The 23,902-nt window shown below is 64.7% G+C and carries 21 protein-coding genes; 11 read left to right on the top strand and 10 right to left on the bottom strand.

Going from position 1 to position 23,902, the window contains the following annotated elements; all coding sequences use genetic code 11:
• Positions 1–30 precede the first annotated feature (30 nt).
• Positions 31–1,200 carry an ABC transporter substrate-binding protein gene (locus NX775_RS01115; protein WP_370660553.1) on the bottom strand — a complete coding sequence of 390 codons (1,170 nt, stop codon included), beginning with the start codon at positions 1,198–1,200 and terminating at the stop codon, positions 31–33.
• Between the two features lie 108 nt (positions 1,201–1,308).
• Entirely contained in the window at positions 1,309–2,193 is an 885-nt protein-coding gene (locus tag NX775_RS01110; protein WP_258834309.1) for an IclR family transcriptional regulator, read from the bottom strand.
• 312 nt (positions 2,194–2,505) lie between these two features.
• Between NX775_RS01110 and NX775_RS01105 the strand changes: the two genes are divergently transcribed.
• From NX775_RS01105 to NX775_RS01075, 7 genes are all read left to right on the top strand, one after another.
• A complete protein-coding gene (locus NX775_RS01105) occupies positions 2,506–4,635 on the top strand; it encodes a 3-hydroxyacyl-CoA dehydrogenase NAD-binding domain-containing protein (RefSeq protein ID WP_258834308.1) in 2,130 nt (709 codons plus the stop codon).
• 34 nt (positions 4,636–4,669) lie between these two features.
• Positions 4,670–5,851, top strand: a complete 1,182-nt coding sequence (locus NX775_RS01100) for an acetyl-CoA C-acyltransferase (protein ID WP_258834307.1) — start codon at positions 4,670–4,672, stop codon at positions 5,849–5,851.
• 9 nt (positions 5,852–5,860) lie between these two features.
• Entirely contained in the window at positions 5,861–7,069 is a 1,209-nt protein-coding gene (locus NX775_RS01095; protein WP_258834306.1) for an acyl-CoA dehydrogenase family protein, read from the top strand.
• A gap of 11 nt (positions 7,070–7,080) precedes the next feature.
• Entirely contained in the window at positions 7,081–8,244 is a 1,164-nt protein-coding gene (locus tag NX775_RS01090; RefSeq protein ID WP_258834305.1) for an acyl-CoA dehydrogenase family protein, read from the top strand.
• Positions 8,241–9,062 carry an oxepin-CoA hydrolase, alternative type gene (locus tag NX775_RS01085; RefSeq protein ID WP_258834304.1) on the top strand — a complete coding sequence of 274 codons (822 nt, stop codon included), beginning with the start codon at positions 8,241–8,243 and terminating at the stop codon, positions 9,060–9,062. Before NX775_RS01090 ends, NX775_RS01085 begins: the two co-directional genes overlap by 4 nt.
• A gap of 43 nt (positions 9,063–9,105) precedes the next feature.
• The gene (locus NX775_RS01080) at positions 9,106–10,314 is read left to right on the top strand and encodes a CaiB/BaiF CoA transferase family protein (RefSeq protein WP_258834303.1); all 1,209 of its coding nucleotides are present in this window, start codon (positions 9,106–9,108) and stop codon (positions 10,312–10,314) included.
• Positions 10,315–10,412: 98 nt separating this feature from the next.
• Positions 10,413–11,225, top strand: coding sequence for an IclR family transcriptional regulator (locus NX775_RS01075; RefSeq protein WP_258834302.1), 813 nt, complete (start codon positions 10,413–10,415; stop codon positions 11,223–11,225).
• A gap of 11 nt (positions 11,226–11,236) precedes the next feature.
• Here NX775_RS01075 and NX775_RS01070 read toward each other — a convergent pair whose 3' ends face one another.
• The 6 genes from NX775_RS01070 to NX775_RS01045 all read right to left on the bottom strand — a co-directional run bounded on the left by NX775_RS01070 (position 11,237) and on the right by NX775_RS01045 (position 17,167).
• Positions 11,237–11,716 carry a PaaI family thioesterase gene (locus tag NX775_RS01070; protein ID WP_258834301.1) on the bottom strand — a complete coding sequence of 160 codons (480 nt, stop codon included), beginning with the start codon at positions 11,714–11,716 and terminating at the stop codon, positions 11,237–11,239.
• Positions 11,716–12,810, bottom strand: coding sequence for a porin (locus NX775_RS01065; protein ID WP_258834300.1), 1,095 nt, complete (start codon positions 12,808–12,810; stop codon positions 11,716–11,718). Before NX775_RS01065 ends, NX775_RS01070 begins: the two co-directional genes overlap by 1 nt.
• Positions 12,811–13,170: 360 nt before the next feature.
• Positions 13,171–13,590: a hypothetical protein gene (locus NX775_RS01060; protein WP_183552687.1), complete on the bottom strand. Its 420-nt coding sequence runs from the start codon at positions 13,588–13,590 to the stop codon at positions 13,171–13,173.
• Between the two features lie 136 nt (positions 13,591–13,726).
• Complete coding sequence (locus NX775_RS01055; RefSeq protein WP_258834299.1) at positions 13,727–14,431, bottom strand: MOSC domain-containing protein; 705 nt, start codon at positions 14,429–14,431, stop codon at positions 13,727–13,729.
• A gap of 10 nt (positions 14,432–14,441) precedes the next feature.
• Positions 14,442–15,905: a M28 family peptidase gene (locus tag NX775_RS01050; protein WP_258834298.1), complete on the bottom strand. Its 1,464-nt coding sequence runs from the start codon at positions 15,903–15,905 to the stop codon at positions 14,442–14,444.
• A gap of 128 nt (positions 15,906–16,033) precedes the next feature.
• Positions 16,034–17,167, bottom strand: a complete 1,134-nt coding sequence (locus NX775_RS01045) for an alkene reductase (protein WP_258834297.1) — start codon at positions 17,165–17,167, stop codon at positions 16,034–16,036.
• A 218-nt stretch (positions 17,168–17,385) separates the two neighbouring features.
• Here NX775_RS01045 and NX775_RS01040 point away from each other — a divergent pair, with 218 nt between their 5' ends.
• Complete coding sequence (locus NX775_RS01040) at positions 17,386–18,489, top strand: sensor histidine kinase (protein WP_258834296.1); 1,104 nt, start codon at positions 17,386–17,388, stop codon at positions 18,487–18,489.
• Positions 18,486–19,271 (top strand): LytR/AlgR family response regulator transcription factor, encoded by a 786-nt coding sequence (locus tag NX775_RS01035; protein ID WP_258834295.1) that lies wholly within the window; start codon positions 18,486–18,488, stop codon positions 19,269–19,271. The genes NX775_RS01040 and NX775_RS01035 overlap by 4 nt, the downstream gene beginning before the upstream one ends.
• Positions 19,272–19,290: 19 nt before the next feature.
• Here the strand turns inward: NX775_RS01035 and NX775_RS01030 are convergent, their stop codons facing one another.
• Positions 19,291–19,665 (bottom strand): hypothetical protein, encoded by a 375-nt coding sequence (locus NX775_RS01030; RefSeq protein ID WP_258834294.1) that lies wholly within the window; start codon positions 19,663–19,665, stop codon positions 19,291–19,293.
• A 124-nt stretch (positions 19,666–19,789) separates the two neighbouring features.
• Here NX775_RS01030 and NX775_RS01025 point away from each other — a divergent pair, with 124 nt between their 5' ends.
• Positions 19,790–20,578 (top strand): ferritin-like domain-containing protein, encoded by a 789-nt coding sequence (locus tag NX775_RS01025; RefSeq protein WP_258834293.1) that lies wholly within the window; start codon positions 19,790–19,792, stop codon positions 20,576–20,578.
• Between the two features lies 1 nt (position 20,579).
• Entirely contained in the window at positions 20,580–22,991 is a 2,412-nt protein-coding gene (locus tag NX775_RS01020; protein WP_258834292.1) for a DNA polymerase II, read from the top strand.
• A 149-nt stretch (positions 22,992–23,140) separates the two neighbouring features.
• On the opposite strand, the gene NX775_RS01015 is transcribed toward NX775_RS01020, so the two are convergent.
• Positions 23,141–23,707 carry an FAD-dependent oxidoreductase gene (locus NX775_RS01015; protein ID WP_258834291.1) on the bottom strand — a complete coding sequence of 189 codons (567 nt, stop codon included), beginning with the start codon at positions 23,705–23,707 and terminating at the stop codon, positions 23,141–23,143.
• Between the last annotated feature and the right edge of the window lie 195 nt (positions 23,708–23,902).

Here is a 23,902-nt window from a genome sequence, read left to right as displayed (position 1 = left end):
CCTGCCCGTCTCGCTCATGCGCTTATAGCCTTACCAGGGCAGGCCCGGATACACCGGCTTGGCGGTGGCCGATTCTTTCGGCCACACCAGTTCGACCTTCTTGCCCTGGTGCTGGCCCATGCGCTGCGTGAAGTTCGGGTTGTCGCCCCTGGCATCGAACTGCACCCGGCCGATCAGGGTCTGGCGATCGGTCTTGCGCATTTCGTCGATCACGCCGCCTTTTTTCAGCGTGCCCTTGTCGGCGGCGCGCGCGATCGCTTCGAACAGCAGCATCGACTGGACGTAGCCGAACTGGCCCAGGTAATCCGGGTCCTTGTTCAGCAGCGCCTTGTAGCCGTCGGCAAAGCGCTTGCCTTCTTCGGTCGAGAACTGCACCGGGAATGGCAGCACGGCGGTGCCGTACACGTTCGGCATCAGGTCAGGGAAATCGGCGGCCATCTTCGGCGTTGCCAGCGACCACACGCCGGCCACGCCCTTGATGCTTGGCTTCAGCACCCGCGCCGCGCGCAGGATGCCGACGTAGTCGTTTTCGTAGCCGACCATGACGATGAATTCGGAGCGGTCGCGCAGCTTCACCTTGTTGATGATCGGCTTGAAGTCGGTGATCAACGGGTCGAACGCGTGCGTGACGACTTTGACGCCCTTGGCTTTCAGGGTTTTCTCGACGTCCGCGGCCAGGCCGTGGGTTGCATCCTTGGTCGAATAGATGATCGAGACCGACTTGACGCTCAGGTCGGTGAGCAGGCCGACCAGCGCCTTCTGGTAACCCTGCGTGTTATTAATGCGGAAGAAATTCTTGCGACCGGCATTGACCAGGCCATCGTCAACGCCGCCCGACGTCACATAGGCCAGCCCCAGTTTGCCGGCGGCATCCGAGGCAGGGGAGATATTGTTGGAAGCGTAGCCACCCGTGATGGCCACCACGTTCTGGCTGGCCAGCTTTTCCACTGCCGCCACTGCTTTGGCCGGCGCCGATTCGTCGTCGACGGTGATCAGTTTGATCGTGTGCTTGCCGTTGGTCTTGTTAAAGACCTCGGCCGCAACGCGGATGCCTTCCTGGGTGCCCAGGCCGACGCGGGCCAGTGGTCCGGTCAGCGGAATCTGCACGCCGACCAGAAATTCTTCGGCACTTGCCAGGTTGATGCTGCCGACGGTGCCGAGCGCCAAAATGGCGAGGACGATCTTGTTTGCCTTCATCATGTCTCCGTTATTTTTTAGTGAATGTAGGAATAGTCAAAAACGACGGCAAGCCGGGGGCCTCACCGCGTGGGGCGGCGTCGCTCCTTGATTGCCGGTACCGCGGCACCGCTAGCCGATATGCCGGCCCATGCTGATTTCCACGTTGCGCACCAGTTGCACCAGGCGCGGACCGAGGTCCTCGACCAGTTTTTCGTAGGGCAGCAAAAAGGCCGGGCCGCCGCAGTTGAATGCCATCGTCCTGGCGATGTCCTGGTCGAGCAGCGGCACGCCCACGGCGCTGATGTTGGCGTCCCACAGGCCGGACGACAGGACAAAGCCGCGGTCCTGGTAATCCTTGAAGCCCTGTTCGATATCGGTCTTGATCTTGGGCCAGTTGGTGTCGGCCGTCAGGCGGATATGGTCCATCAGGAAGTCGCGGTCGGTTTGCGGCAGGCCGCACAGGTACGCCTTGCCCATCGCAGTGGTGGCCAGCGGGATGCGCGAACCGGCATCGCGCCGCAGCGTGACTGCAGCGCTGCCGCGGCAGGCCTCGACATACACCATGTGCAGCCGGTCGCGAATGCCGATCGCCACGCTGCACTGGGCGTATTCGGCCAGTTCCTGCATGGCCGGGCGGGCCAGTTTGCGCACGTCGAGGTTGGCGAGCAGGGTATAACCAAGCGCCAGCACCGGGGCGCCGAGCTGGTAGCGGCCCTGGTCGGCCGAATAGGTCAGGTAGCCGAGTTTGGTCAGCGTATAGGTCAGGCGTGAAATCGTCGGCTTGGGCATGCCGGTGCGCTTGGCCATCTCGCTATTGGTGAGGTATGCCTCGCCCGGGCGGAAGCAGCGCAGGATTTCCAGGCCGCGCGCCAGGGCCGTGACGAACTGGCGGTCCTTGCCGTTGTCTTCGTCGGGTGCGTCGTCCTGCGGCGCTTGTGGTAACCCTTCCGGCAGCGCTTGCGCGGTGGCAGGTGTCGCCAGCAAGGGGTCTTCCAGTGACTGGATCGAGTCCATTCTTGTCTCCTATGCCCGGCATCTCCGGCAGGGCTTGAGTCGGATATTCACATAACAAAAACTAGGGTGTCAACAGTTTTTGTGAAATGGTAGTTCGCACAGCGAAACGCCCTATGTAGGTAATCAGGTCGATTGGGCGCATTTCGCACAGCGAATCGCTGGATCTTCCGGTTTTTCCCGCAAAAGCAGCACCGCGAAGTCGTTTACATTTTCGAGAAAAATCGGTTATCGTTGATCGCAACAAGAAATGCAAAACGCGGTTTCGCACAGCGAACCGACATGGCATCCAATATAAAATCAAGGAGACAGCTCATGCACACCGGCGCAACTGGCCCGGTCGCTCGTGCCATGCACGGCGACATTCTCGTCGTCACCATCGACAATCCTCCCGTCAATGCGCTCGGCGTCGACGTCCGGCGCGGCCTGACTGCGGCAATCGACGCGGCCGTGGCCGATGCTGCGGTCAAGGCCGTGCTGATCGTCGGCAGCGGCAAGACCTTCATCGGCGGCGCCGATATCCGCGAATTCGGCAAGCCACCGATGACGCCGTTCCTGCCCGACGTCTGCAACGGTATCGAGGCCTGCAGCAAGCCAGTCATCGCCGTCATCCACGGCGCTGCGCTCGGTGGCGGACTCGAGATCGCGCTGGCGGCCCATTACCGCCTGGCGCTGCCGGCAGCAAAACTGGGTTTACCCGAAGTGGCGCTTGGCCTGCTGCCGGGCGCCGGCGGCACCCAGCGTACGCCGCGCCTGATCGGCGCCGCCGCAGCGCTCGACATGATGCTGAGCGGTCGCCACGTTGGCGCGGCCGAAGCGGCAAAACTGGGCCTGGTCGACCGGGTGGTGGATGGCGCCGACCCGCTCGCAGCAGGCCTGGCGTATGCGCAGGAGCTGGTGCAGGGCGGTGCGCCGGTGCGGCGCACCCGTGACGCCACGCAGCTCGCCGATACAGCAGCCCAGCGCGCCGCGATCGACAGCGCACGCGCCGAGACGGCCAAAAAATCACGCGGCCTGTTCTCGCCCCTGAAAATCGTCGACGCAGTGCAGGGCGCGCTCGAGCTGCCGTTCGACGAAGGCCAGGCGCTCGAGCGCAAGCTGTTCCTCGAATGCCTCGACAGCCCGCAGCGCGCCGGCTTGGTACACGCCTTCTTCGCCGAGCGCGAAACCGCCAGGGCGCCGGAGACGCGCAATGCCAAACCACGCCCGATCAGTAGCATCGGTGTCGTCGGCGGCGGCACGATGGGCGCCGGCATCGCCGTTGCCGTCCTCGATGCCGGCTTGCCGGTCACGATGATCGAGCGCGACGACGAGGCGCTGGCGCGCGGTCGCAAGCATGTCGAGAGGGTGTATGACGGCCTGATCGCCAAGGGCCGCATCACGCCGGACGCCAAAAACGCCACCATGGCGCGCTTCAATGGCAGTACGTCGTATGACGCGCTGGCCCAGGCCGATCTGGTGATCGAAGCCGTGTTCGAAGACATGGCCGTGAAACACGCCGTGTTTGCCGAACTCGATCGCGTCTGCAAACCCGGCGCGGTGCTGGCCACTAACACGTCCTACCTCGACATCGATGAGATCGCAGCGGCCATCTCGCGCCCGCAGGACGTCGTCGGCCTGCACTTCTTCTCGCCGGCAAACATCATGAAGCTGCTCGAGATCGTCGTGCCGGCCAAGGTGTCCGACGACGTGGTCGCCACCGCCTTCGACCTGGCAAAGAAGCTGCGCAAGGTGCCGGTGCGCGCTGGCGTGTGCGACGGTTTCATCGGCAACCGCATCCTCGCCGTGTATGGTCAGGCCGCGCACGCGATGATGGAAGACGGCGCATCGCCCTACCAGATCGACAAGGCACTGCGCGACTTCGGCTACCCGATGGGCCCGTTCCAGGTCTCCGACCTGGCCGGTGGCGACATCGGCTGGGCCACCCGCAAGCGGCGCGCGCCCACACGTGACCCGCGCGCACGTTACGTGCAGATTGCCGACCGCCTGTGCGAACGGGGCTGGTTTGGCCAGAAGACCGGGCGTGGCTACTACCTGTATCCGGACGGTGCCCGCGTCGGCACGCCCGACCCGGAAGTCGAGGCCATCATCGATGCCGAACGGGCCCGCGCGGGTGCGCTGTCAGGTAAATCACCGCGCAGCTTCAGCGACGCCGAGATCGTGCGCCGCTACCTGGCTGCGATGATCAACGAGGGTGCCAATGTCGTGCACCAGAAGATCGCCCTGCGGCCGCTCGATGTGGACGTGACGTTCGTGCACGGCTACGGCTTCCCGCGCTACCGCGGCGGCCCGATGCACTATGCCGACACGGTCGACCTGCCGACGATCCTGGCCGACATCCGCGAGTTTGCCAAGGAAGACCCGCTGTTCTGGCAGCCGTCGCCGCTGCTGGTCGAGCTGGTCGACAAGGGCGCCAATTTCGCCAGCCTGAATCAATCCGCGTAGACCCCATCGTCATCAATTTGTCAGGAGACTCGCCATGCGCGAAGCTGTCATCGTTTCAACCGCCCGCACCCCGCTGACCAAGGCGCACCGCGGCGAATTCAATATCACGCCCGGCGCCCAGCTGGCTGCCTTCGCAGTACGCGCCGCCGTCGAGCGCGCCGGCATCGATCCGGCCATGATCGAGGATGCGATTCTCGGCTGCGGCTACCCGGAAGGCACCACCGGCCGTAACGTCGCGCGCCAGAGCGTGATCCGCGCCGACCTGCCGATCACCATTGCCGGCACGACTGTGAACCGCTTCTGCGCCTCGGGCCTGCAGGCGATCGCCATTGGCGCCGGCCGCATCATCGTCGACGGCGCGCCGGCCATCATTGCCGGCGGCGTGGAGAGCATCTCGCACATCCGCAGCCGCGACAGCGGCGATCCGGGCATCGACCCGTGGATCCTGGAACACAAGCCGGACCTGTATCTGCCGATGATCGACACCGCCGACATCGTCGCCGCGCGCTACAACATCAGCCGCGAAGCACAGGACCGCTTCTCGTTCGAGTCCCAGCGCAAGACCGAGGCCGCGCAGCTGGCCGGCCGCTACAGCGAGGAAATCGTCGCCTGTACCACGACCATGGCCGTCACCGACAAGGAGACGAAGGAAGTCAGCCACCGCGAAGTCACGATCGCCGAAGACACCTGCAACCGGCGCGGCACGACTTATGAAGGCCTGGCCAAGCTGGCGCCGGTCATGGGCGAGGGCAAATTCGTCACTGCCGGCAATGCGTCGCAGCTGTCCGATGGCGCATCGGCCTGCGTGATGATGGAAGCAAAAGAAGCCGAGCGCCTCGGCTTGACCCCGCTGGGCGCCTTCCGTGGCATGGCGGTGGCCGGCTGCGAGCCGGATGAGATGGGCATCGGCCCCGTGTTCGCGGTGCCCAAGCTCTTGAAGCGCTTTGGCCTGACGGTGGACGATATCGACCTGTGGGAACTGAACGAAGCTTTTGCCTCGCAGGCGATCTACTGCCAGCAGCAACTCGGCATTCCCGACGAGCGCCTGAACGTCGACGGTGGCGCGATTTCGATCGGCCACCCGTTCGGCATGACAGGTGCGCGCCTGGCCGGCCACATTCTGATTGAAGGCCGGCGCCGCGGCGCGAAGTATGCCGTGGTCACGATGTGTATCGCCGGCGGCATGGGCGCTGCGGGCCTGTTCGAGATTTTCTAAAGGATCATCATGGATTTACATTTCACCCCTGAGCAAGAGCGCTTTCGCGACGAGGTACGGGCATTCCTGGCCGAGAAGCTGCCGCAGGACCTGTCGGATAAGGTTGCCAATGGCAAGCATCTGTCGAAGGCCGACATGGAGCGCTGGCACGCGATCCTGAATGAGCGCGGCTGGCTGGCAAATCACTGGCCGGAAGCATACGGCGGCCCGGGCTGGGACGCCATTGAAAAATTCATCTTCGAGACCGAGTGCGCGCTGGCCAATACGCCGCGCATCGTGCCGTTCGGCGTGAACATGCTGGGCCCGGTCCTGATCAAGTACGGCAACGGGGCGCAGAAGGATTACTGGCTGCCGCGCATCCTGGATGGCTCCGACTGGTGGTGCCAGGGCTATTCGGAGCCGGGTGCGGGCTCGGACCTGGCGGCGGTCAAGTGCAGCGCCGTGCGCGGTGTGGACGCCGAGGGCGAGCATTACATCGTCAATGGCCAGAAGACCTGGACCACGCTTGGCCAGCACGCGAACATGATTTTCTGCCTGGTGCGCACCGATTCGGGCGCCAAGAAGCAGGAGGGCATCAGCTTCCTGCTGATCGACATGCAGTCACCGGGCGTCGACGTGCGCCCGATCACGCTGCTCGATGGCGAGCGCGAAGTCAACGAAGTGTTCTTCACCGATGTGCGGGTGCCGGTGCAGAACCTGGTTGGCGAAGAGCATCGCGGCTGGACCTGCGCCAAATATCTGCTTACTTATGAGCGCACGAATATCGCCGGTGTCGGCTTCTCGATGGCGGCGCTGGCGCGCTTGAAGCGCATCGCGCAGGAGCAGACGCGCGGTGGCAAGCCGCTGGCAGACGATCCGGGCTTTGCGCGCCGCCTGGCGCGCGTCGAGATCGACCTGGAAAACATGAAGACCACCAATCTGCGCGTGATCGCGGCGGTGGCTGGTGGCGGCGTGCCGGGCGCGGAGAGCTCGATGCTCAAGATTCGCGGCACCGAGATCCGTCAGGAGATCAATGCGCTGACGCGGCGCGCGATGGGCGTGTATGCACGCCCGTTCACGCAGGACATGCTCGATGCGGCCAATGATGGCCCGGGCTTCGGGCCAGATTTTGCGGCCGCCGCCTCGGCGCAATACTTCAACAACCGCAAGCTGTCGATCTTCGGCGGCTCCAACGAGATCCAGAAAAACATCATCTCCAAGATGATCCTCGGACTGTAAGGGCAAGCGACATGAACTTCGAACATACAGAAGAACGGCGCATGCTGGCCGATAGCCTGAACCGCTTCATCGCCCAGCAATATCACATCGAGGCGCGGCACAAGATCGCCGCCTCGCCAGAAGGCTTTTCCAACGCCATGTGGCAGCAGTTCGCCGAACTGGGCGTGGTAGGCATGCTGCTGCGCGAAGAAGACGGCGGCTTCGGCGGGGCCGGTTTTGACATCGCGGTGGTGTTCGAGGCGCTGGGCCGTGGCCTAGTGCTCGAGCCGCTACTGGGCAGCGCCGTGCTGGCGGCCGAAGCCATTGCGGCAGCTGGCAGCGATGCGCAGAAAGAGGTGTTGGCCAGCATCGCCGATGCATCCGTGATCGCCGCGTTTTCCCACGACGAACCGGACGCGCATTATGAACTGGCGCGGGTTGCGACGAGCGCGCGCCGCGACGACGATGGCTGGGTGATCGACGGCGCCAAGGCCGTGGTGGCCAACGCCGAACACGCGCAGTGGATCGTGGTGTCGGCGCGCACCTCGGGCGCGGTCGATGACGAAGCGGGTATCTCGCTGTTCCTGGTTCCTGCCGATGCGGCCGGCGTGTCGATGGTGGGCTCGCCGACGATGGACGGCGGCCGCGTGGCCGAGCTGACCTTCAGCGGCGTGCGGGTCGGCGCTGACGCGCTGCTCGGTGAGCCGGGCCACGGTTTTGCAGCGATCGAGCGCGCTGTCGGGCGCGGCGTGCTGGCCCTGTGCGCGGAAGCCCTCGGCGCGATGGAAGCGGCCAAGGAGGCAACGCTGGACTACCTGCGCACGCGCAAGCAGTTCGGCGTCGTGATCGGCAGCTTCCAGGCGCTGCAGCATCGCATGGCCGACCTGCTGCTCGAAATCGAGCAGGCCCGCTCGGCGGTGATCAATGCTGCATCCGCCCTGGACGCCGACCGCGTCACGCGTGAGCGCAGCCTGTCGGCCGCCAAGGCCAGCATCGGCCGGATCGGCACGCTGGTGGCGGAAGAATGCATCCAGCTGCACGGCGGTATCGGCATGACCTGGGAGCTGCCGCTGGCGCACTACGCCAAGCGCCTCGTGATGATCGATCATCAGCTGGGCGACGAAGACCATCACCTGGCGCGCTATATCGCCCTCGGGCGCGAGACCAGCGAGACCAGCGAGACCGCAGCAGCATGAATGCACCCGGCCTCGTGATGCGCACTGACGGCGCGGTGCGCATTCTCGTCAACAGCAATCCGGCGGCGAAGAATGCGATCACCCCGGCGCTGTACGACGCGCTGCCGGCCGCGCTCGACCAGGCGGCGCAGGACCCGGCCATTGGCGCCATCGTGCTGGTCGGCGATGGCGACTTTTTCTGCGCCGGTGGCGACCTGCGCCAGTTGGCCACGCGCCGCGTGCTGGCGCCGGATGAGCGACGCAAAAAGGTCGAACGCCTGCACGATCTGGTGCGCGCGCTGCGCGCCTGCCCGAAGCCGGTGATTGCGGCGGTCGAGGGTGGGGCGGCAGGCGCCGGCCTGTCCCTGGCGCTGGCGTGCGATATGGTGGTCGCGGCTGACGATGCCTTCTTTTCGATGGCGTATGTCAAGGTTGGCCTGAGTCCGGATGGCGGCGCGACGGCGTTTCTGGCGCGCTGCATGTCGCGCCAGTTGCTGACCGAGCTATGCCTGCTGGGCGAGCGCCTGCCGGCCGCGCGCCTGCATGCGCTGGGCGCGGTCAACCGCCTGGCCGCGCCAGGGCAGGCACTGGCCGATGCGATTGCGCTGGCTGCACGCGTGGCCGCCGGACCAGCCAATGCCAACGGGCGCATCAAGGTGCTGTGCGAGAATGCCGGGGCCGCAAGCCTGGACGAGCAGCTCGACCTGGAAGCTGCGCTGATGGTGCAGTCGCAGGGCGACGACGAAGCGCAGGAAGGCATTGCCGCCTTCTTCGAAAAACGCGCGCCCGCTTTCGCGGAACTGCGCAGTGCTTCAGCCGCGGGTCGGCGAGAAGAATGATGTTTGCCGGCTCCTTGTGGAGAGGCCGGGTATCTGGAGTGTTATGTTGACTGACAAATCTGCTTTGCCTCTTTCCGGCGTGCGCGTGCTGGATTTCTCGCGCGTGCTGGCCGGGCCGTGGTGTGCGATGGTGCTGGGCGACCTGGGCGCGGAAGTGATCAAGGTGGAGCATCCCGAGCGCGGCGACGACACGCGCGACTGGGGCATGCGCATCGGCGCCACCGAAACCGCGTACTTCAACAGCGTCAACCGCAACAAGCGTTCGGTGTGCCTCGACCTGAAAACACCCGACGGCCAAAAGATCGCCCGGGATCTGATCCGCAAGAGCGACATCGTGATCCAGAATTTCAAGTTCGGCGACATCGAGCGACTCGGCTTGGGCTATGACGACCTGAAGGAAGCCCAGCCGGGCCTGATCTACTGCTCGATCACGGGTTATGACCGCACCGGCCCGGAAGCCGCGCGGCCCGGCTACGACCTGGTCATCCAGGGCGAATCGGGCCTCATGGCACTAAACGGGGAACCGACCCAGCCGCCGTTGAAATTCGGCGTTGCCGCGGTCGACATGATGACGGGAATGTACGCGGCGCAGGGCGTGCTGGCGGCGCTGTACGAGCGCGAAAAGACGGGCAAGGGCCGCCACATCGGCATGGCATTGTTCGACTGCGGCCTGATGATTTCCGCCTATTACGGCCTGGAAGCGCTGCTGCGCGGGAACGACCCGCCGCGCTACGGCAATGCGCATCCATCGATCATGCCCTATGGCGTGTATGAGGCGAAGGATGGTCCACTGGTCGTTGCGGTGGGCAATAACAGCCAGTTCATACGCTTTTGCAATGACGTGATCGAGCGTCCCGACATTGCGCTGGATGAGCGTTTCAAGACCAACCTGGCGCGCACGCAGCACCGCGACGAGCTGATGCCCGAGATCAAACGCGAACTGGCGCAGCGCACGCGCAGCGATCTGCTTGCGTGCATGAGCCGGGTGGGTATCCCGTGTGGCGAGGTCGCCGGGCTGCATGAGGCATTGACGTCGACCCGCGCGCAGCAGGGCGGGTTGGTCAAGGACATGCCGCATCCCGTTGTGGGCAGTGTCCCGGTACTGGCCTCCCCCTATCGCTTCGATGGCGAACGCCTGCCGGTACGCAGTAGCCCGCCGTGCCTGGGCGAGGGGACGGACGACGTGCTGCATGAGTTGCTTGGCCTGTCGGCAGACACGCTGGCTGGCTTGCGGGAGCGCGGTGTCGTTTAACAACGTCAATACGTAGCGTTAATGCCTGCCGGTTTTGCATGGCGAAATGAACTGTATTAGAATGGAATTTGACCACCATTCTTATTCAGGGCCTTCCCATGCCAGTGAGCGACACCCTTCCTGATGATGTGCAAGGTGCCGATGTGGCCGACGCGCCGCGTGGCGCCGAAGAACGCTACTTCATCACGGCGCTGGCGCGTGGCCTCGAGGTCCTGGCCTGCTTTCGCTCAGCCGACAAGGGGCTGAGCAACCAGCAGATCGCCGAGCGCTGCGGCTTGCCCAAGTCCACTGTCACCCGCATCACCTACACGCTGACTACGCTCGGCTACCTGGCACAGGAGCCGGGCGGGCGTTATACGCTCGGCAGCGCCACGCTCGGCCTGGGCAGCGCCATGCTGGCCCGGCTCGACATCCGTCAACTGGCGCGCCCGATGATGCAGGAGCTGGCTGAGTTCTCCGGCACCACCGTGTCGATCGCGATGCGGGACCGGCTGTCGATGATCTATGTGGAAGTGTGCCGCAGCAGCGCGGCACTGGCGCTGGCGCTGCAGGTCGGCTCGCGCATGTCGCTGGCGACATCGGCGATCGGCCGCGCCTACCTGGCCCGGGCCGCCGAGAATGAGCGCCGGGATATCCTGAGCCGCTCGCTGGAGCTGGACGAAACCGCGTTCGAGGCCATGCGCACGGGTCTGGCCAAGGGCTTGAGCGACTATGAGACGTATGGCTGCACGACCTCGTTCGGGGACTGGCAGAAGGACGTCAACGGGATCGCAGTCGGCTTCATGCCGATCGGCGGCAATCAGATCATGTCGATCAATTGCGGCGGCCCCTCGTCGAGCGTATCGACCGCCTTCCTGCTCGATGAAGTGCGCCCGCGCCTGATCGAGGTCGCACGGCGCCTCGAGTCGTAATCAGGCAGGGCTCAATACCCGGCCGCCAGCTGGTCGGGGTTCAAGGCGTTCATCACCGCAAACACGCCGCTGGCGCGCAGGATGCGGCGCGCGCCGACTTGCAGGAAACAGTTGGCGAACGCCATCCGTTTGCCCATTTTCTGCACCTCGACATGCGCTTCGACCCAGTCGCCGGGCCTGGCCGCGTCGATGAAATCGGTGCTCAAGTTGACGGTCACGAACGACTGGCGTCCTTCGCAATACAGCGTCAAGCCGAGACCAAGTGCGGAATCGGCCAGACTGGCCAGCATTCCGCCATGCGCGATGCCGCGCATATTCGTGTGCTTGTCCTCGATGCGCATCGCGAACACGATCTCGCCTTCGCGCTCGGCCTCACCCCGGCGGCAATACAGCTCGCCCAGATTGGCCATATACGGCCCACCGCGGTTCAGGCGTTCGAAGCCGGGCGGGGCGGAAGGTGATACGGAATGCGTGTCGTCGTGGGTCGTCATCAGAACATGTGCATGATGCCCATCGTGAACCGGTTGGCCGAGTCGCTGCCGACCGCCACGAAGTTCTGGGCCAGATTGATCTGGTCAGTCTGGACGATGCTGTCGGTCGCCGCGTGGCCCACCGAGACATAGCCGGTCGTGCGCTTGCTCATCAGGTAGCGGCCGATCAGGATGAATTGCTGTGCATCGTCCTTCAGGTCGCCCGAGCGCTTGACCTGGTAAGCCGCGGCCGTCACCAGGAAGGCCGGCGCCACCGGCACATCGGCGCCGACGCCGAGCACCGCGATCTTGCGGCCAGTGCTGCGCAGTTCATTCCACGAATAGGTCGACTTGAGCGTCACCGCCGGGAACGCGTACTTGATGCCATACGCGTGCGACGTGAGCAGATCGGTGTCGGTGATGTTCTTCATGCGCGCATAGGCGCCGGCCACGGCCAGCTTGCCGGTGTTGTACAGCAGCGCGCCACCCTGGTACGAGCTTTTCTGCGCATTGCCTGCCTGCTCGCCGAAGGCGCGCATCAAGGCAAAACTCAGGCCCTTGAACACGGGTGACGTGTACTTGACCGAGTTGTTCTGGCGCAGGGCCGTGCCGCCATTGTTGGCGCCGTAGGGCGCATACACGGCGGCGTTGTTCATCGCCGAGAACAGCACGTTCGGGCTGCTGGAGGCAAAGCCCAAGCCCAGCGGATCGGCCATGCCGACCGACATGATGCCGACGATATTCTGGCGGCCGATGTCGATGGCGCCGTAGTTGGTAACGATGCCGACCGTGGCTTCGCGGTCGAACAGGCTGGTGCTGGACGGGGTGCCAAACGGGACGCCGGCGCCGCCTGTGTCATTGAGCAGTGTGCCTTCCAGCCCGAAGCGCGCCTTCATGCCGCCGCCCAGGTCTTCCTGGCCCTTGATGCCCCAGCGCGATACCTGCATCTGACCAGTATCGACCTTGGTCATATCGCCTTGCGGGCCGTCGTTGGTCAGGCGGGTCAAGCCGGCGTCGATGATGCCGTACAGGGTAATGGCCGATTGCGCGGAGGCGCTCGGTGCAGCTGACACGCAGGCGCATAGCGCCGCCATTGCGATGATGTGTTTCTTCACTCGGTCTGTCTCCATTATTGTGATGGTGCCGGGTCGTCGCCGGCCACAACGATGGCCGACATCCGATCCATGAAGCGGGTTTCTCTTTGCGGAACCAGATCTTCAATAATGAAACTGTAGGTTTTTCAGTTTGACAGTGTCAACAGGTATTCGAGTTCGGGCCTAGAGTTCGCTCACTAAGGCGAGAAACGTGTCGAAACCGGTACACAAGGTTTTGAGAGGCGAACCAACCAGTTTGCCTGGCGAAATGAGGCGCCCTTGTTGCGTTCTAGAGTGCTAAATGTGAACAAGCCGCGACACCGGTTTCCCGGGTCGCGGCTTGCGCATTACAGAACTGCTGGTCGACCTAATTCGTGCGAATTATTTCGAAGCGTCCTGCATTTTTTCGCCAGCACGCTCGACGCTACGGCCAGCAGCAGCGGTGGCGTTGCTGGTCGCTTCTTTAGCGGCAGCAGCAGCTTCGCGGCTTTCCTGACGCACTTCTGCGCCAGCAGCGTCGATACGTGCACCAGCACGGTCGGTCGCCGCGTCGATACGCTGACCAGCAGCGTCCATATTGGCTTCAGCCTTGTCAGCAGCAACTTCCATCTTGTCGCCAGCGCGTTCAGCAGCAGCATCGACCGAAGCGGCGGCTTCTTTCGATTCTTCGGCAACCTTGGCACCTGCGTTGTCGACAGCAGCGCCGGCTTCTTGTGCAGGGCCCATATTGTCGTTCTTGTTGCAACCGGCCAGCATCGCGACGCTCAGCATCAGGGCGGAAATGGTAATCGTGGTTTTCATGGGGTGCTCCTTAAAATTAAATGTTGTCATTCAGCTTACACCAGCTGCCAATTTTTTGACTCACGCCCCGACCGCAATCGTGCGCGACAGAAGCATTAAAACATTTCCGAAATTCATCGGCTGTGCGCTAGATAACTTAGCAACAATTGAGTTTTCCGTCCGGCCCAGGTCCCTGGTCCAAACGCGCGTCGAACAGGCCGCTGCCATCCCATCGCGCCAGCGGCGACGCAGCGCGTGCCGCAAGCGCTCTGCTCGCATACGCCGGCCCAAGTGACGCCAAAAAGCGCGGGAAGGCGCGGCAATAGGTCGACTGGATCCCGGCCAGGCGCGCCAGCAATGCGTACTCGATCACGGTGTCAGGCGGCATCGCGTCGATCACCTGCGCCACGCGGTCGTGCCAGTCGTCCGACCACGCCGGCAGCAATGGACCCAGGTCGCGTACCGTATCGCCGGTTCGGATTACGCCGCCTTGCACGATGCGCGCCAACACGCCACGTCGGGCGCCAATGCGTGCAGCGACATGCGCGCCATGCAGGTCGAGCCGGCCGCATGCTTCGCATGCGAACATCAGGCGCACCTGCGCGCCGTCGCCGATCTGCAGCACGGTGCCGGAGGGCAGGGCGTCGATGGGCGTATCGAGCAGCAGGTTTTCGCGCAGCGCATGCTGAGCAAGCCCCAGGTCGGCATAGGTCGCGCTGCTCGCCAGCAGCAGCTGGCGGGGCGATGCCGGGTCGCGGTGGCGGTCGCCATCGATCCCCGCATCGGCCACGAGCATGAGCCGCTCGACCGCCTGCGGCGCAGCGCTGCCGGGCGAGCGGAGCGAAAGGCTGGCCAGCTTCATCGGGCTACCCTTACTTCGACGATTGCAGTGCGGCTGCCGCGGCGCGGTACTTGGCGGCGTTGGGCACGTCCGTCCACGCCGGCTTGACCGGATCGTTGGCGATGTCCTGCAACGCCACGGCGATCATGCGGTTCACGCTGGCCAGGTTGTCGTAGTCGACCTTGTCCCAGGTGTCGTCCTTGCCGTGGTAATCGGGGAAGCCGAACGCCACGCACAGCGTGTGAGCCGGCACGCCGGCATCGGCCAGCGCCTGGTTGTCGCTGCGCGCAAAATAACGGTCGCTATTGGTCGGGTGCTTCCAGAAGCGGATGCCGGTCTGCTCGCCGGCGCGTTGCAGCGTCGTGCCAACGGTCGAATAGTCAAAGCCGGTCATCGTGGCCGAACGCAGTTGCGGGCCTTCGCTGTCGTCGGTGCGGCCAAGCTGCTCGAGGTTCAGGTTCATCACGGTGTCCTTCAGCGGGAACACGGGGTTCTTCGCGTAGTAGCGCGAGCCGAGCAGGCCCAGTTCTTCGCCGAACAGCGCGACGAACACGATGCTGCGGCGTGGCCGCTCCTTTTGCGCCGCCATGCTCGCGGCGATCTCGATCACCGACACGGTGCCGCTGCCATCGTCGTTGGCGCCGTTGAAGATCTCGCCGTCGCGGATGCCCAGGTGGTCGTAGTGCGCGCTGAGCATCACATAGGTGCTTTTCAGGGCCGGGTCCGAACCGCGCAGCACGCCGATCACGTTGCGCAGCTTGGTCGGCGCAATTTCGGGTGCGACGATCTTCGCGGCGACGGTGGCGCCGCCCTGTTCGAGCGCGGTCGCGGCATCGGCTGCGTGCACCAGCACGACCGGTGCGCCGCCCTTGGCCACTGCCACGCTCGGGTCGATCAGCCAGCCGCCCTGCGTGCGCGCCTGGCGCCGTTCGCGGTCGATCAGCACGATCAGTGCCGGCTTGCTTTTCAGTTTGGCTTGCAGCGCGGCGCCTGCGCCAGGGATCGCGGCGGCCGGCACGACCAGCACCTTGCCGTTGGCCTTGTCCGGATCGTCCAGCGCCGCCTGCCAGGTCATGAAGACGGCAGGCGTGCGCGCCAGCGTGACCGGATCGACGAAGTTGGCCGATGCGCCCGTGCGGTCGAGGGTCATGGTCTTGCCGCCGGCCGTCACCGTCAATGCGATGTCCTGCGGGCTGCGCTTGGCGTATTGCCAGTTCGCGGTCTGGAAGTAACCGTCATCGCCAGCGGCCTCGAGCCCCGCGCGGCGGAACTGCGCCGCGATGTATTCGGCTGCCAGGTCAACACCGCGTGACGGCGTGCCGCGCCCTTCGAGCAGGTCGGACGACAGGAACGACAGGTGGCCGCGCAGCGAGTCGGCCGAGATGCTGGAGGTCAGCGCATCGCGCCCTGAAGTCTGCGGCCCCTGGGCCGAGGTGGCGCACCCGGTCAGGGCGAGGGCGATGGAAATGGACAGCGCGGAGGCAAGGTGACGCATGCGAGGACTTCCGTGGATTGATGAGGATGGCAATATGACATGGTGGGGTGAAGCGGGTCAACCGGGATATGCGCATCCACCCGGTGGGAGCGCCACGATGGCGCATCCCGGTTCAGCCCACCATACGATCAGGCCTGCGCAGCGTACGGCGGGTAATCGATATAGCCCCTGGCGTCGCCCCCGTAGTAGGTGCTGCGGTCAGGCTCGGCCAGTGGCCAGCCGTTGCGCAGGCGCGCGACCAGGTCGGGGTTCGAGATGAACGGCTGGCCGAACGCGGCCAAATCGATCACGCCATCGTCGATCATCTTGTCGGCGCGCTCGCGCGTCATGCCGCCAGCCAGGATCAGTGCAGTCTCGGGCAGCGTGGTGCGGAAGGCTCGCAGCAAGTCCTGGATCCTGTCGGACACGGTCGGCCCAGACGCCTTGTCGCCCATGCCGTAGCCGGATTGGTCCATGATGTGGACATACGCGATGCGGCGTTCGCCGAGCGCGGCGACCAGCGCCGTGTAGGTCGCGTCGATGTCGTCGTACAGCGGCATGTCGAACAGGCGGCCGTAGGGCGACAGGCGGATGCCCACGCGTTCGCGGCCGATGCGGGCGACGACGGCATCGACGACTTCGAGTGCGAAGCGCAGGCGGTTGTCCATCGCGGCCGCGCCGTATTCGTCATCGCGGTCGTTCACCAGCGGGTTGAGGAACTGCTCCAGCAGATAGCCATTGGCGCCGTGGATCTCGACCCCGTCGAAACCGGCTTCGATGGCATTGGCGGCGGCGTTGGCAAAATCCTGCACCACGCGCGCTACCTCGTCGGTCGCAAGCTGGCGCGGTTTGGTGGTGGCCACCATGCCCGGCGTGCCGTCATCCTTGACACCATAGGCCATGGCGCCTTGCGCGGTTTTCGAACTGGCACTGACCGGATCGATGCCATCGGTCTGGATGCTCGGGTGCGACACGCGGCCCACGTGCCAGAGCTGCGCGAACATCTTCGCGCCGACGGCGTGCACGGATTGGGTGGTCAGGCGCCAGCCGGCGATCTGCGCCGGCGTGTAGATGCCGGGGTTGAACAGGTAACCCTGGCCTTCGCGCGAGATGGGCGTGCCTTCGCTGACGATCAGGCCAGCGGTAGCGCGCTGGGTGTAGTACAGCGCGACGGTTTCAGTGGCGACGTCGTCCGGCGCACGCGCCCGGGTCAGGGGCGCCATCACGATGCGATTGACGAGGGGAAGTGAAGCAAGATTGAATGGCGAGAATAACTGGTGCATGGGGTCCTTGTAGCGTTATGGATGGATGCGGCCAGCATAAATGAATTCGGAGAATTGAATGATGGGCACGCTAGCGAATCGGGCCATTGCGCTCTGCAAGGCCGGGTTCACTCCCGCCTTTTGCCAATTTGTCGCACCGCCTCTTGCCGCTGGGACGCCGGCTCGGCACAATGAATTGTCCCTGTCCTTATTGCCGTGATTTTCTGAAGCGAGTCCACATGGCCAGCATCTCTCCGCCGATTCACCAGCAACGACGTGCGCGCCTGCGGCGCGTGCTGACCGATTTTCCGCTGTCGATCGCCATCAGCGCGCTGCTGGCATGTTTCATCAGCCTGGTCACGGGACGCTTCCTCGAAAACATGCTGGTGTCGGTCCTGATCGGCATCGTGGCCTTCACGATCGTGTATGGCGGGCGACTGTTGTTCATCAAGCGGCCGGTCTGGCGCTTGCGCGAATGGGCGATGTTCGGCGTGCTGGCGGTGCTGGCAGCGCCGGTTGCCCACTTCACCGGCCTGTACACGGCCGGGCTGTTGCTCGGTATTCGTACGCCCACGCTCGCGGAATATCCGTCCGCCGACCGCATCAGCATGATCGTCTTCACCTTCCTGGGCACGACACTGATGGTCGTGCTGATCCGGAACCGCGAACGCATGCGGCGCGCCCAGGAAGAGCAGGCCGAGGCCCACCTGCGCGCGCAGATCATCGAGCGCCAGGCGTTGCAGGCGCAGCTGCGCCTGCTGCAAGCCCAGATCGAGCCGCACATGCTGTTCAATACGCTGGCCAATCTGCAGGGCCTGATCGCGCTCGACCCGGTGCACGCCAGCGATATGCTCGACCAGCTGATCCAGTATCTGCGCGCCACGTTGAGCGTATCGCGCAGCGAGACCACGACGCTGGAGCAGGAATTTGCCGCCATGGGGGCGTATCTGGGCCTGATGGGCGTGCGCATGGGTGAACGGCTGCGCTACCGGCTCGACCTGCCGCCAGGGCTGCGCACCGCGCGCCTGCCCACCATGCTGTTGCAACCGCTGGTCGAGAATGCGATCGTGCACGGCGTGGAGCCGAAGATCGATGGCGGCGAGATCACCATCAGCGCGGCGATCGAAGGCGACAGCCTGGTGCTCGACGTCCGGGATACCGGCCTGGGCCTGGGTCCGGGGCTGGGCCAGGCGCCTGCACGGCGTGGAGGTGGCGTCGGCGTGGCCACGTCGCGTGAACGGCTCAAGGCCCTGTATGGTGAGCGCGCATCGATGACCTTGAATCCAGCGCCGCCGCAAGGCACGCTGGCCCGATTGACACTGCCTCTGGAGTTCGAACAATGACCCGTGCACTAATTGCCGAAGATGAACCGATCCTGGCCGCCACGCTGGCCAGGACACTGCAAGGCCTGTGGCCCGGCCTCGACATCGTCGCGACCGCACCCAACGGCGTGGTCGCTGTGGAGCAGGCCCTGGCGCTGCGACCGGACGTGCTGTTCCTGGACATCCGCATGCCGGGCCAGAGCGGTCTCGAAGTGGCCGAAGAACTGGCCGAGCGCTGGGAGGGCCCGGCGCCGTTTCCGCACATCGTGTTCGTCACCGCGTTTGATGACTACGCGGTGCAGGCATTCGAGCACGCGGCGTTCGACTACGTGCTCAAGCCGGTCAGCAGCGCGCGGCTGGGCAAGACCGTGGAACGGCTGCGTGGGGCGCTGGAGGCGCGCACGGCGCTGGCGCCGGATGCACTGGGCCAGCTGCTCGGGCAGTTGCAGGCGCTGGCGCCACGCGCCGCACCAAGCGAGCGCTTGACGACCATCCGGGCGGCGGTCGGCAACGCGGTGCGCATGATTCCGGTGCCAGACGTCGTCTACTTCCAGGCGATCGACAAGTATGTCAATGTGGTCACGGCGGACGCGGAAGCGCTGATCCGGGTGCCGCTGAAGGAACTGCTGCCGCAGCTCGACAGCGCGCAGTTTCGTCAGGTGAGCCGCAGCACGGTGGTCAATATGGGATGCGTGACCAGCGCGGTGCGGGATGATCTGGGCAAGGTGATGCTGACCTTGCGCGGCCGGCCGGAAAAGCCGCGTGTCAGTCCCGTGTATGCGCATTTGTTCAGGCAAATGTAGCGGGATTGGCGCTGCGACATCACTCGACGTCTGGCACGAAGAATATGCGCTCTACCTTGCCGTTTTCCTTGTCGGTTTCAAACACCAGCAAATAGCCTTTTGTATAAACGCTCTCGACGGTTGTTGGCCCGACGACGTATGCAGGGTTGGTGTCATAGTCGTAGTAGCCGGTAGGGCGGCCAAGCAGCGCTACGATGTCACTGCCGTTCGACCGCTTTAAATCATGTTTCTTTAGCAGCGATGCCGTCATCTCTCCCCGCTGCAAGTCTGAGGCCTTGGCCCAGACAACCGTTGTAAACTCACGGTCACCGAGCTTCTTTGCCTGGTCTTCGACAGAATCGCGACAGCCAGCGAGCAAGGCTGCGATCAGAACAATGTAGAGACAGAAGCGCATATGTTGTAGATGTCCCGGCAATTTCTCGATGTCGAGTATCCCAAGCCATGGTTGCGGATGAATTGGGAACCATCAACGACAGTAGATTGAGTAAAATGCGGCTCTCGATTTGCTAGGCCACACCATGGAACTCCGCGCCACCGCGCTGCACGCACTGCTCGACGCCGACCCCGCCGCCAAAGCCAGGGCGGTCGCCGCGCTGTCTGCTGCGTGCAAGGCCGGTCAGGTCGCCATCGACACCCAGACCGTCATGACGGCGCCGGCCGGCATCCCTGGCCGTCCGGCGCGGCCGGAACTGGTGCCGCCGCTGCAGGTTGGTCGCCGCTCGATGGGCACGCCGGAAGGGCGCGCGATGCTGGTCCACGCGCTGGCGCACATCGAGTTCAATGCCGTCAATCTGGCGCTCGATGCCCTGTGGCGCTTCGACGGGATGCCCGAGCAATACTATCTCGACTGGTTGCTGGTGGCCGATGAAGAGGCGCTGCACTTCACGATGCTCAGTGACCATCTGGGCACGCTCGGGTATGCGTACGGCGACTTCCCGGGCCACGACAGCCTGTGGGAGATGGTCGCCAAGACCAGTGACGACGTGCTGGCGCGCATGGCGCTGGTGCCGCGCACGCTCGAAGCGCGGGGTCTGGACGCGATCCCGCCGCTGCGCAAGAAGATCGCGCAGGCGGGCGACCTGGCTGCGGCGCTGATCCTCGACCGCCTGCTGGTCGACGAAGTGGGGCACGTTGAAATCGGCAACCGCTGGTACCTTGAGCTATGCCTGGCGCGCGGCCTCGAGCCGATCGCCACCTACGACGAACTCACCGTGCGCTACAAGGCGCCCGTGCTCAAGGGGCCATTCAATATCGAAGGGCGCCGCGCGGCCGGCTTTTCCGAGGCCGAGCTGGAACGCTATCGCTGACATGGACGATGCGGCGTCGGACAGCACCGGCTTTCTGCTGACGCGCCACTGGCGCGACACCCCCGCCGGCTGCGAAGTCGAGTTCTGGCTCGCCACCGATGCCGGCCCGCGCTGCGTGCGCATCCCGGTGCAGACCCCGGTCGCCTTCATTCCCGAAGCGCAGCGCGGCACGGTCGAACAACTACTGCAGGATGAACGGGGCTGGGAATTGCGCCCGCTCGACCTGCTCGACTTTCAACACCGGCCCGTCGCCGGCCTGTACTGCCGCAAATACCGCCAGCTGATGCAGATCGAACGGCGCCTGCGCCAGCATGGCCTGGACGTGTTCGAGGCCGACGTGCGTCCGCCCGAGCGCTACCTGATGGAGCGTTTCATTACCGCGCCCGTCGTGTTTGCGGGTCAACCCGTCGAGGGCAATCCGCACCTGCTGGTCGAAGGCGTGATGAAGCCCGCGCCTGGCTACCGGCCGACCATCCGCACCGTGTCGCTCGATATCGAGACGACGTTCCAGGGAGAGCTGCGCTCGATCGCGCTCGAAGGGTGCGGGCAGCGCCAGGTGTACATGCTGGGACCACCCAATGGTGTCGATGGCCCGCGCGATTACGATCTCGAGTATTGCGCCACGCGGCGCGAGCTGCTCGACCGCATGGAAGCGTGGTTCGTGCAGCACGACCCCGACGCGATCATCGGTTGGAACGTGATCCAGTTCGACATGCGCGTGCTGCAGCGGCATGCCGAGGGCATGAAGCGCCCGCTGCTGCTGGGCCGCGACGGCAGCGCGATCGAATGGCGCGAAGCTGGTGGCAAAGGCGGCGGTAAAGGTGGCGGCCAGGAACACTACTTCATCTGCATCGCCGGGCGCCTCGTCATCGACGGTATCGACGCGCTGCATTCGGCCACCTGGACCTTTCCATCGTTCAGTCTCGAAAACGTCTCGCGCACGCTGCTGGGCGTTGGCAAGGCGATCGACAATCCCCATGACCGCATGGCCGAAATCGACCGCATGTTCAACGAGGACAAGCCGGCGCTGGCCTATTACAATGTCATGGATTGCGAGCTGGTTACCCGCATCTTCGACAAGACCCGATTGCTGGACTTCCTGCTCGAGCGGGCCAGCGTGACGGGGCTGGCGGCCGATCGCAGCGGCGGCTCGGTGGCCGCGTTCGAGCACCTGTACATGCCGCTGCTGCACCGCCAGGGCCGGGTGGCGCCGAATATCGGCGACGTCGAGGGCGCCGACAGCCCGGGCGGCTTCGTGATGGATTCACGCTCGGGCCTGTACGACTCGGTGCTGGTGCTGGACTACAAAAGCCTGTATCCGTCGATCATCCGCACCTTCCTGATCGACCCGCTGGGCCTGATCGAGGGCCTGCGCGAGCCTGAAGAAACCACGGTGCCCGGCTACCGGGGCGGGCGCTTTTCGCGCACCCGGCACTGCCTGCCGAACATCGTCACGCAGGTGTGGGCGGGCAGGGAAGCGGCCAAGAAGGCCCAGAATGCGCCGCTGTCGCAGGCCCTCAAGATCATCATGAATGCCTTCTACGGCGTGCTCGGTACGACGGGCTGCCGCTTTTTCGACCCGCGCCTGGCCTCGTCGATCACGATGCGCGGCCACGACATCATGCACCGTACGCGCGCGCTGATCGAAGAGCATGGCTACCAGGTCATCTACGGCGACACCGATTCGACCTTCGTCTGGCTGGGCAGAGCGCATACCGAAGACGATGCGCGCCGCATCGGGAACATATTGGTCAATCATGTGAACGGCTGGTGGAAAACGCATCTGGCAGATGAACTGGGCATCGACAGCGCGCTCGAACTGGAATACGACGTGCACTTCCGGCGCTTCCTGATGCCCACCGTGCGCGGTTCGGACGAAGGCAGCAAGAAGCGCTACGCTGGCCTGGCCACCACGCCTGAAGGTGGTGACGAGATGGTCTACAAGGGCCTGGAGACGGTACGCAGCGACTGGACGCCCCTGGCGCAGCAGTTCCAGCAAGGCCTGTACGAACGGATCTTCAAGGGCGAGCCGTACGAGGACTTCGTGCGCGAGCTGGTGGCGCGGATGCTGCATGGCGAGTGCGATGACGATCTGGTGTACCGCAAGCGCCTGCGGCGGGCGCTGGACGACTACGAACGCAACGTGCCGCCGCACGTACGCGCCGCGCGCATGGCCGACGAACACCACCTGCGCAACGGCCGCCATGCGCTATACCGCAAGGGCGGCTGGATCCGCTACGTAATGACGCACGATGGGCCCGAGCCGCTGGAGCTGCGCCGTTCGCCGATCGATTACGAGCATTACCTGACGCGCCAGCTCGAACCCATCGCCGACGCGATCCTGCCGTTTTTGGGCGACAGTTTTGCCAATCTTACCCGCCACATCACCAGCGGGCAGGGCGCGTTGTTCTAGGCTGCGGCCCAGGCCTGGCGCAGGCAGCGGCGCGGCGCGGCAATGCTGCGGTACGACACGCGCAGCGCGCCGTTCACACGCTCGGTCGGCATGATCCCGTACATGCGCTCGGTGCCGCCGTAGCGCTGCGCCAGCAGGTGCGCATCGGGCTAGTCGTCCAGATCGATCAGGGCCCACAGCGCGCCCCACGTGTGCTGGTGCGAAGCCACCGCCAGGCCGGTGGCCGCCGGCAGCATCGACGAGGCGCCGTTTGCGATCACGACAAGGTCGAAGCGGTGCAACACGCCACCTGCATCGACTGTACCAGCGCCGTTTTCGACGCCGATGGCGCCCACGGCGCAGCCGAAGTGCAGGCGCACGCCCAGCGCGTGGGATTCCCGTTCCAGCACGCCGCCCAGCGCCGATCGGCTGACGGCGCGCGCCTGCAAGCCGGTATAGGGAATGTCGACCAGGGTCCAGCCACGCTCGCACTGGCCGACGAGGCGGTCGATCGGCAGGCTGATGGCGTTGAACGCTGCGCCCACGCCCAGTTCATAGAGCGCCGCCACGCCCTGCGGCTGAATCAGGACACCGGCGCCAAGCGTTGCCGGCGCCGAGTGTTTTTCAAACACGTCGACCGTGTGTCCGGCCCGGGCGAAGGCAATTGCCATGGCCAGGCCGGCAGTACCGGCGCCGATGACGCCGATATGCAGGTGCGTGGCGGGTAACGGACGCATGGGTATCCTTGTGGAAACTTATTAATGAAGTGTAACGTGGCTCCGGATTGTTTCAAAGCGCGGAGCATTAAGTAAAAGCAGCAGTGTCGAACTACCCGCGGCATCGCTCTCATCACCCTTGACCGGGGAGAAAAGCGGTATGCTTTGATGGCGCGATTGACCCCTGCCTGCGGGTGTACGCTGCTGGCGTCTTTT

This window comes from Massilia aurea, from assembly GCF_024753205.1.
GTDB lineage: Bacteria > Pseudomonadota > Gammaproteobacteria > Burkholderiales > Burkholderiaceae_D > Telluria > Telluria aurea.
The sequence above is the reverse complement of the archived record's forward strand: the minus strand, read 5'-3'. Positions and strand labels throughout refer to the sequence as shown.

What these genes read in the sequence shown, in the direction of transcription:
- NX775_RS01025 (WP_258834293.1), top strand. Translation starts at nt 19,790, where the DNA reads ATGGAACTCCGCGCCACCGCGCTGCACGCACTGCTCGACGCCGACCCC.
- NX775_RS01055 (WP_258834299.1), bottom strand. Translation starts at nt 14,431, where the DNA reads ATGAAGCTGGCCAGCCTTTCGCTCCGCTCGCCCGGCAGCGCTGCGCCG.
- NX775_RS01070 (WP_258834301.1), bottom strand. Translation starts at nt 11,716, where the DNA reads ATGACGACCCACGACGACACGCATTCCGTATCACCTTCCGCCCCGCCC.
- NX775_RS01110 (WP_258834309.1), bottom strand. Translation starts at nt 2,193, where the DNA reads ATGGACTCGATCCAGTCACTGGAAGACCCCTTGCTGGCGACACCTGCC.
- NX775_RS01035 (WP_258834295.1), top strand. Translation starts at nt 18,486, where the DNA reads ATGACCCGTGCACTAATTGCCGAAGATGAACCGATCCTGGCCGCCACG.
- NX775_RS01075 (WP_258834302.1), top strand. Translation starts at nt 10,413, where the DNA reads ATGCCAGTGAGCGACACCCTTCCTGATGATGTGCAAGGTGCCGATGTG.
- NX775_RS01115 (WP_370660553.1), bottom strand. Translation starts at nt 1,200, where the DNA reads ATGATGAAGGCAAACAAGATCGTCCTCGCCATTTTGGCGCTCGGCACC.
- NX775_RS01105 (WP_258834308.1), top strand. Translation starts at nt 2,506, where the DNA reads ATGCACACCGGCGCAACTGGCCCGGTCGCTCGTGCCATGCACGGCGAC.
- NX775_RS01095 (WP_258834306.1), top strand. Translation starts at nt 5,861, where the DNA reads ATGGATTTACATTTCACCCCTGAGCAAGAGCGCTTTCGCGACGAGGTA.
- NX775_RS01050 (WP_258834298.1), bottom strand. Translation starts at nt 15,905, where the DNA reads ATGCGTCACCTTGCCTCCGCGCTGTCCATTTCCATCGCCCTCGCCCTG.
- NX775_RS01080 (WP_258834303.1), top strand. Translation starts at nt 9,106, where the DNA reads ATGTTGACTGACAAATCTGCTTTGCCTCTTTCCGGCGTGCGCGTGCTG.
- NX775_RS01030 (WP_258834294.1), bottom strand. Translation starts at nt 19,665, where the DNA reads ATGCGCTTCTGTCTCTACATTGTTCTGATCGCAGCCTTGCTCGCTGGC.
- NX775_RS01085 (WP_258834304.1), top strand. Translation starts at nt 8,241, where the DNA reads ATGAATGCACCCGGCCTCGTGATGCGCACTGACGGCGCGGTGCGCATT.
- NX775_RS01100 (WP_258834307.1), top strand. Translation starts at nt 4,670, where the DNA reads ATGCGCGAAGCTGTCATCGTTTCAACCGCCCGCACCCCGCTGACCAAG.
- NX775_RS01090 (WP_258834305.1), top strand. Translation starts at nt 7,081, where the DNA reads ATGAACTTCGAACATACAGAAGAACGGCGCATGCTGGCCGATAGCCTG.
- NX775_RS01015 (WP_258834291.1), bottom strand. Translation starts at nt 23,707, where the DNA reads ATGCGTCCGTTACCCGCCACGCACCTGCATATCGGCGTCATCGGCGCC.
- NX775_RS01020 (WP_258834292.1), top strand. Translation starts at nt 20,580, where the DNA reads ATGGACGATGCGGCGTCGGACAGCACCGGCTTTCTGCTGACGCGCCAC.
- NX775_RS01040 (WP_258834296.1), top strand. Translation starts at nt 17,386, where the DNA reads ATGGCCAGCATCTCTCCGCCGATTCACCAGCAACGACGTGCGCGCCTG.
- NX775_RS01060 (WP_183552687.1), bottom strand. Translation starts at nt 13,590, where the DNA reads ATGAAAACCACGATTACCATTTCCGCCCTGATGCTGAGCGTCGCGATG.
- NX775_RS01045 (WP_258834297.1), bottom strand. Translation starts at nt 17,167, where the DNA reads ATGCACCAGTTATTCTCGCCATTCAATCTTGCTTCACTTCCCCTCGTC.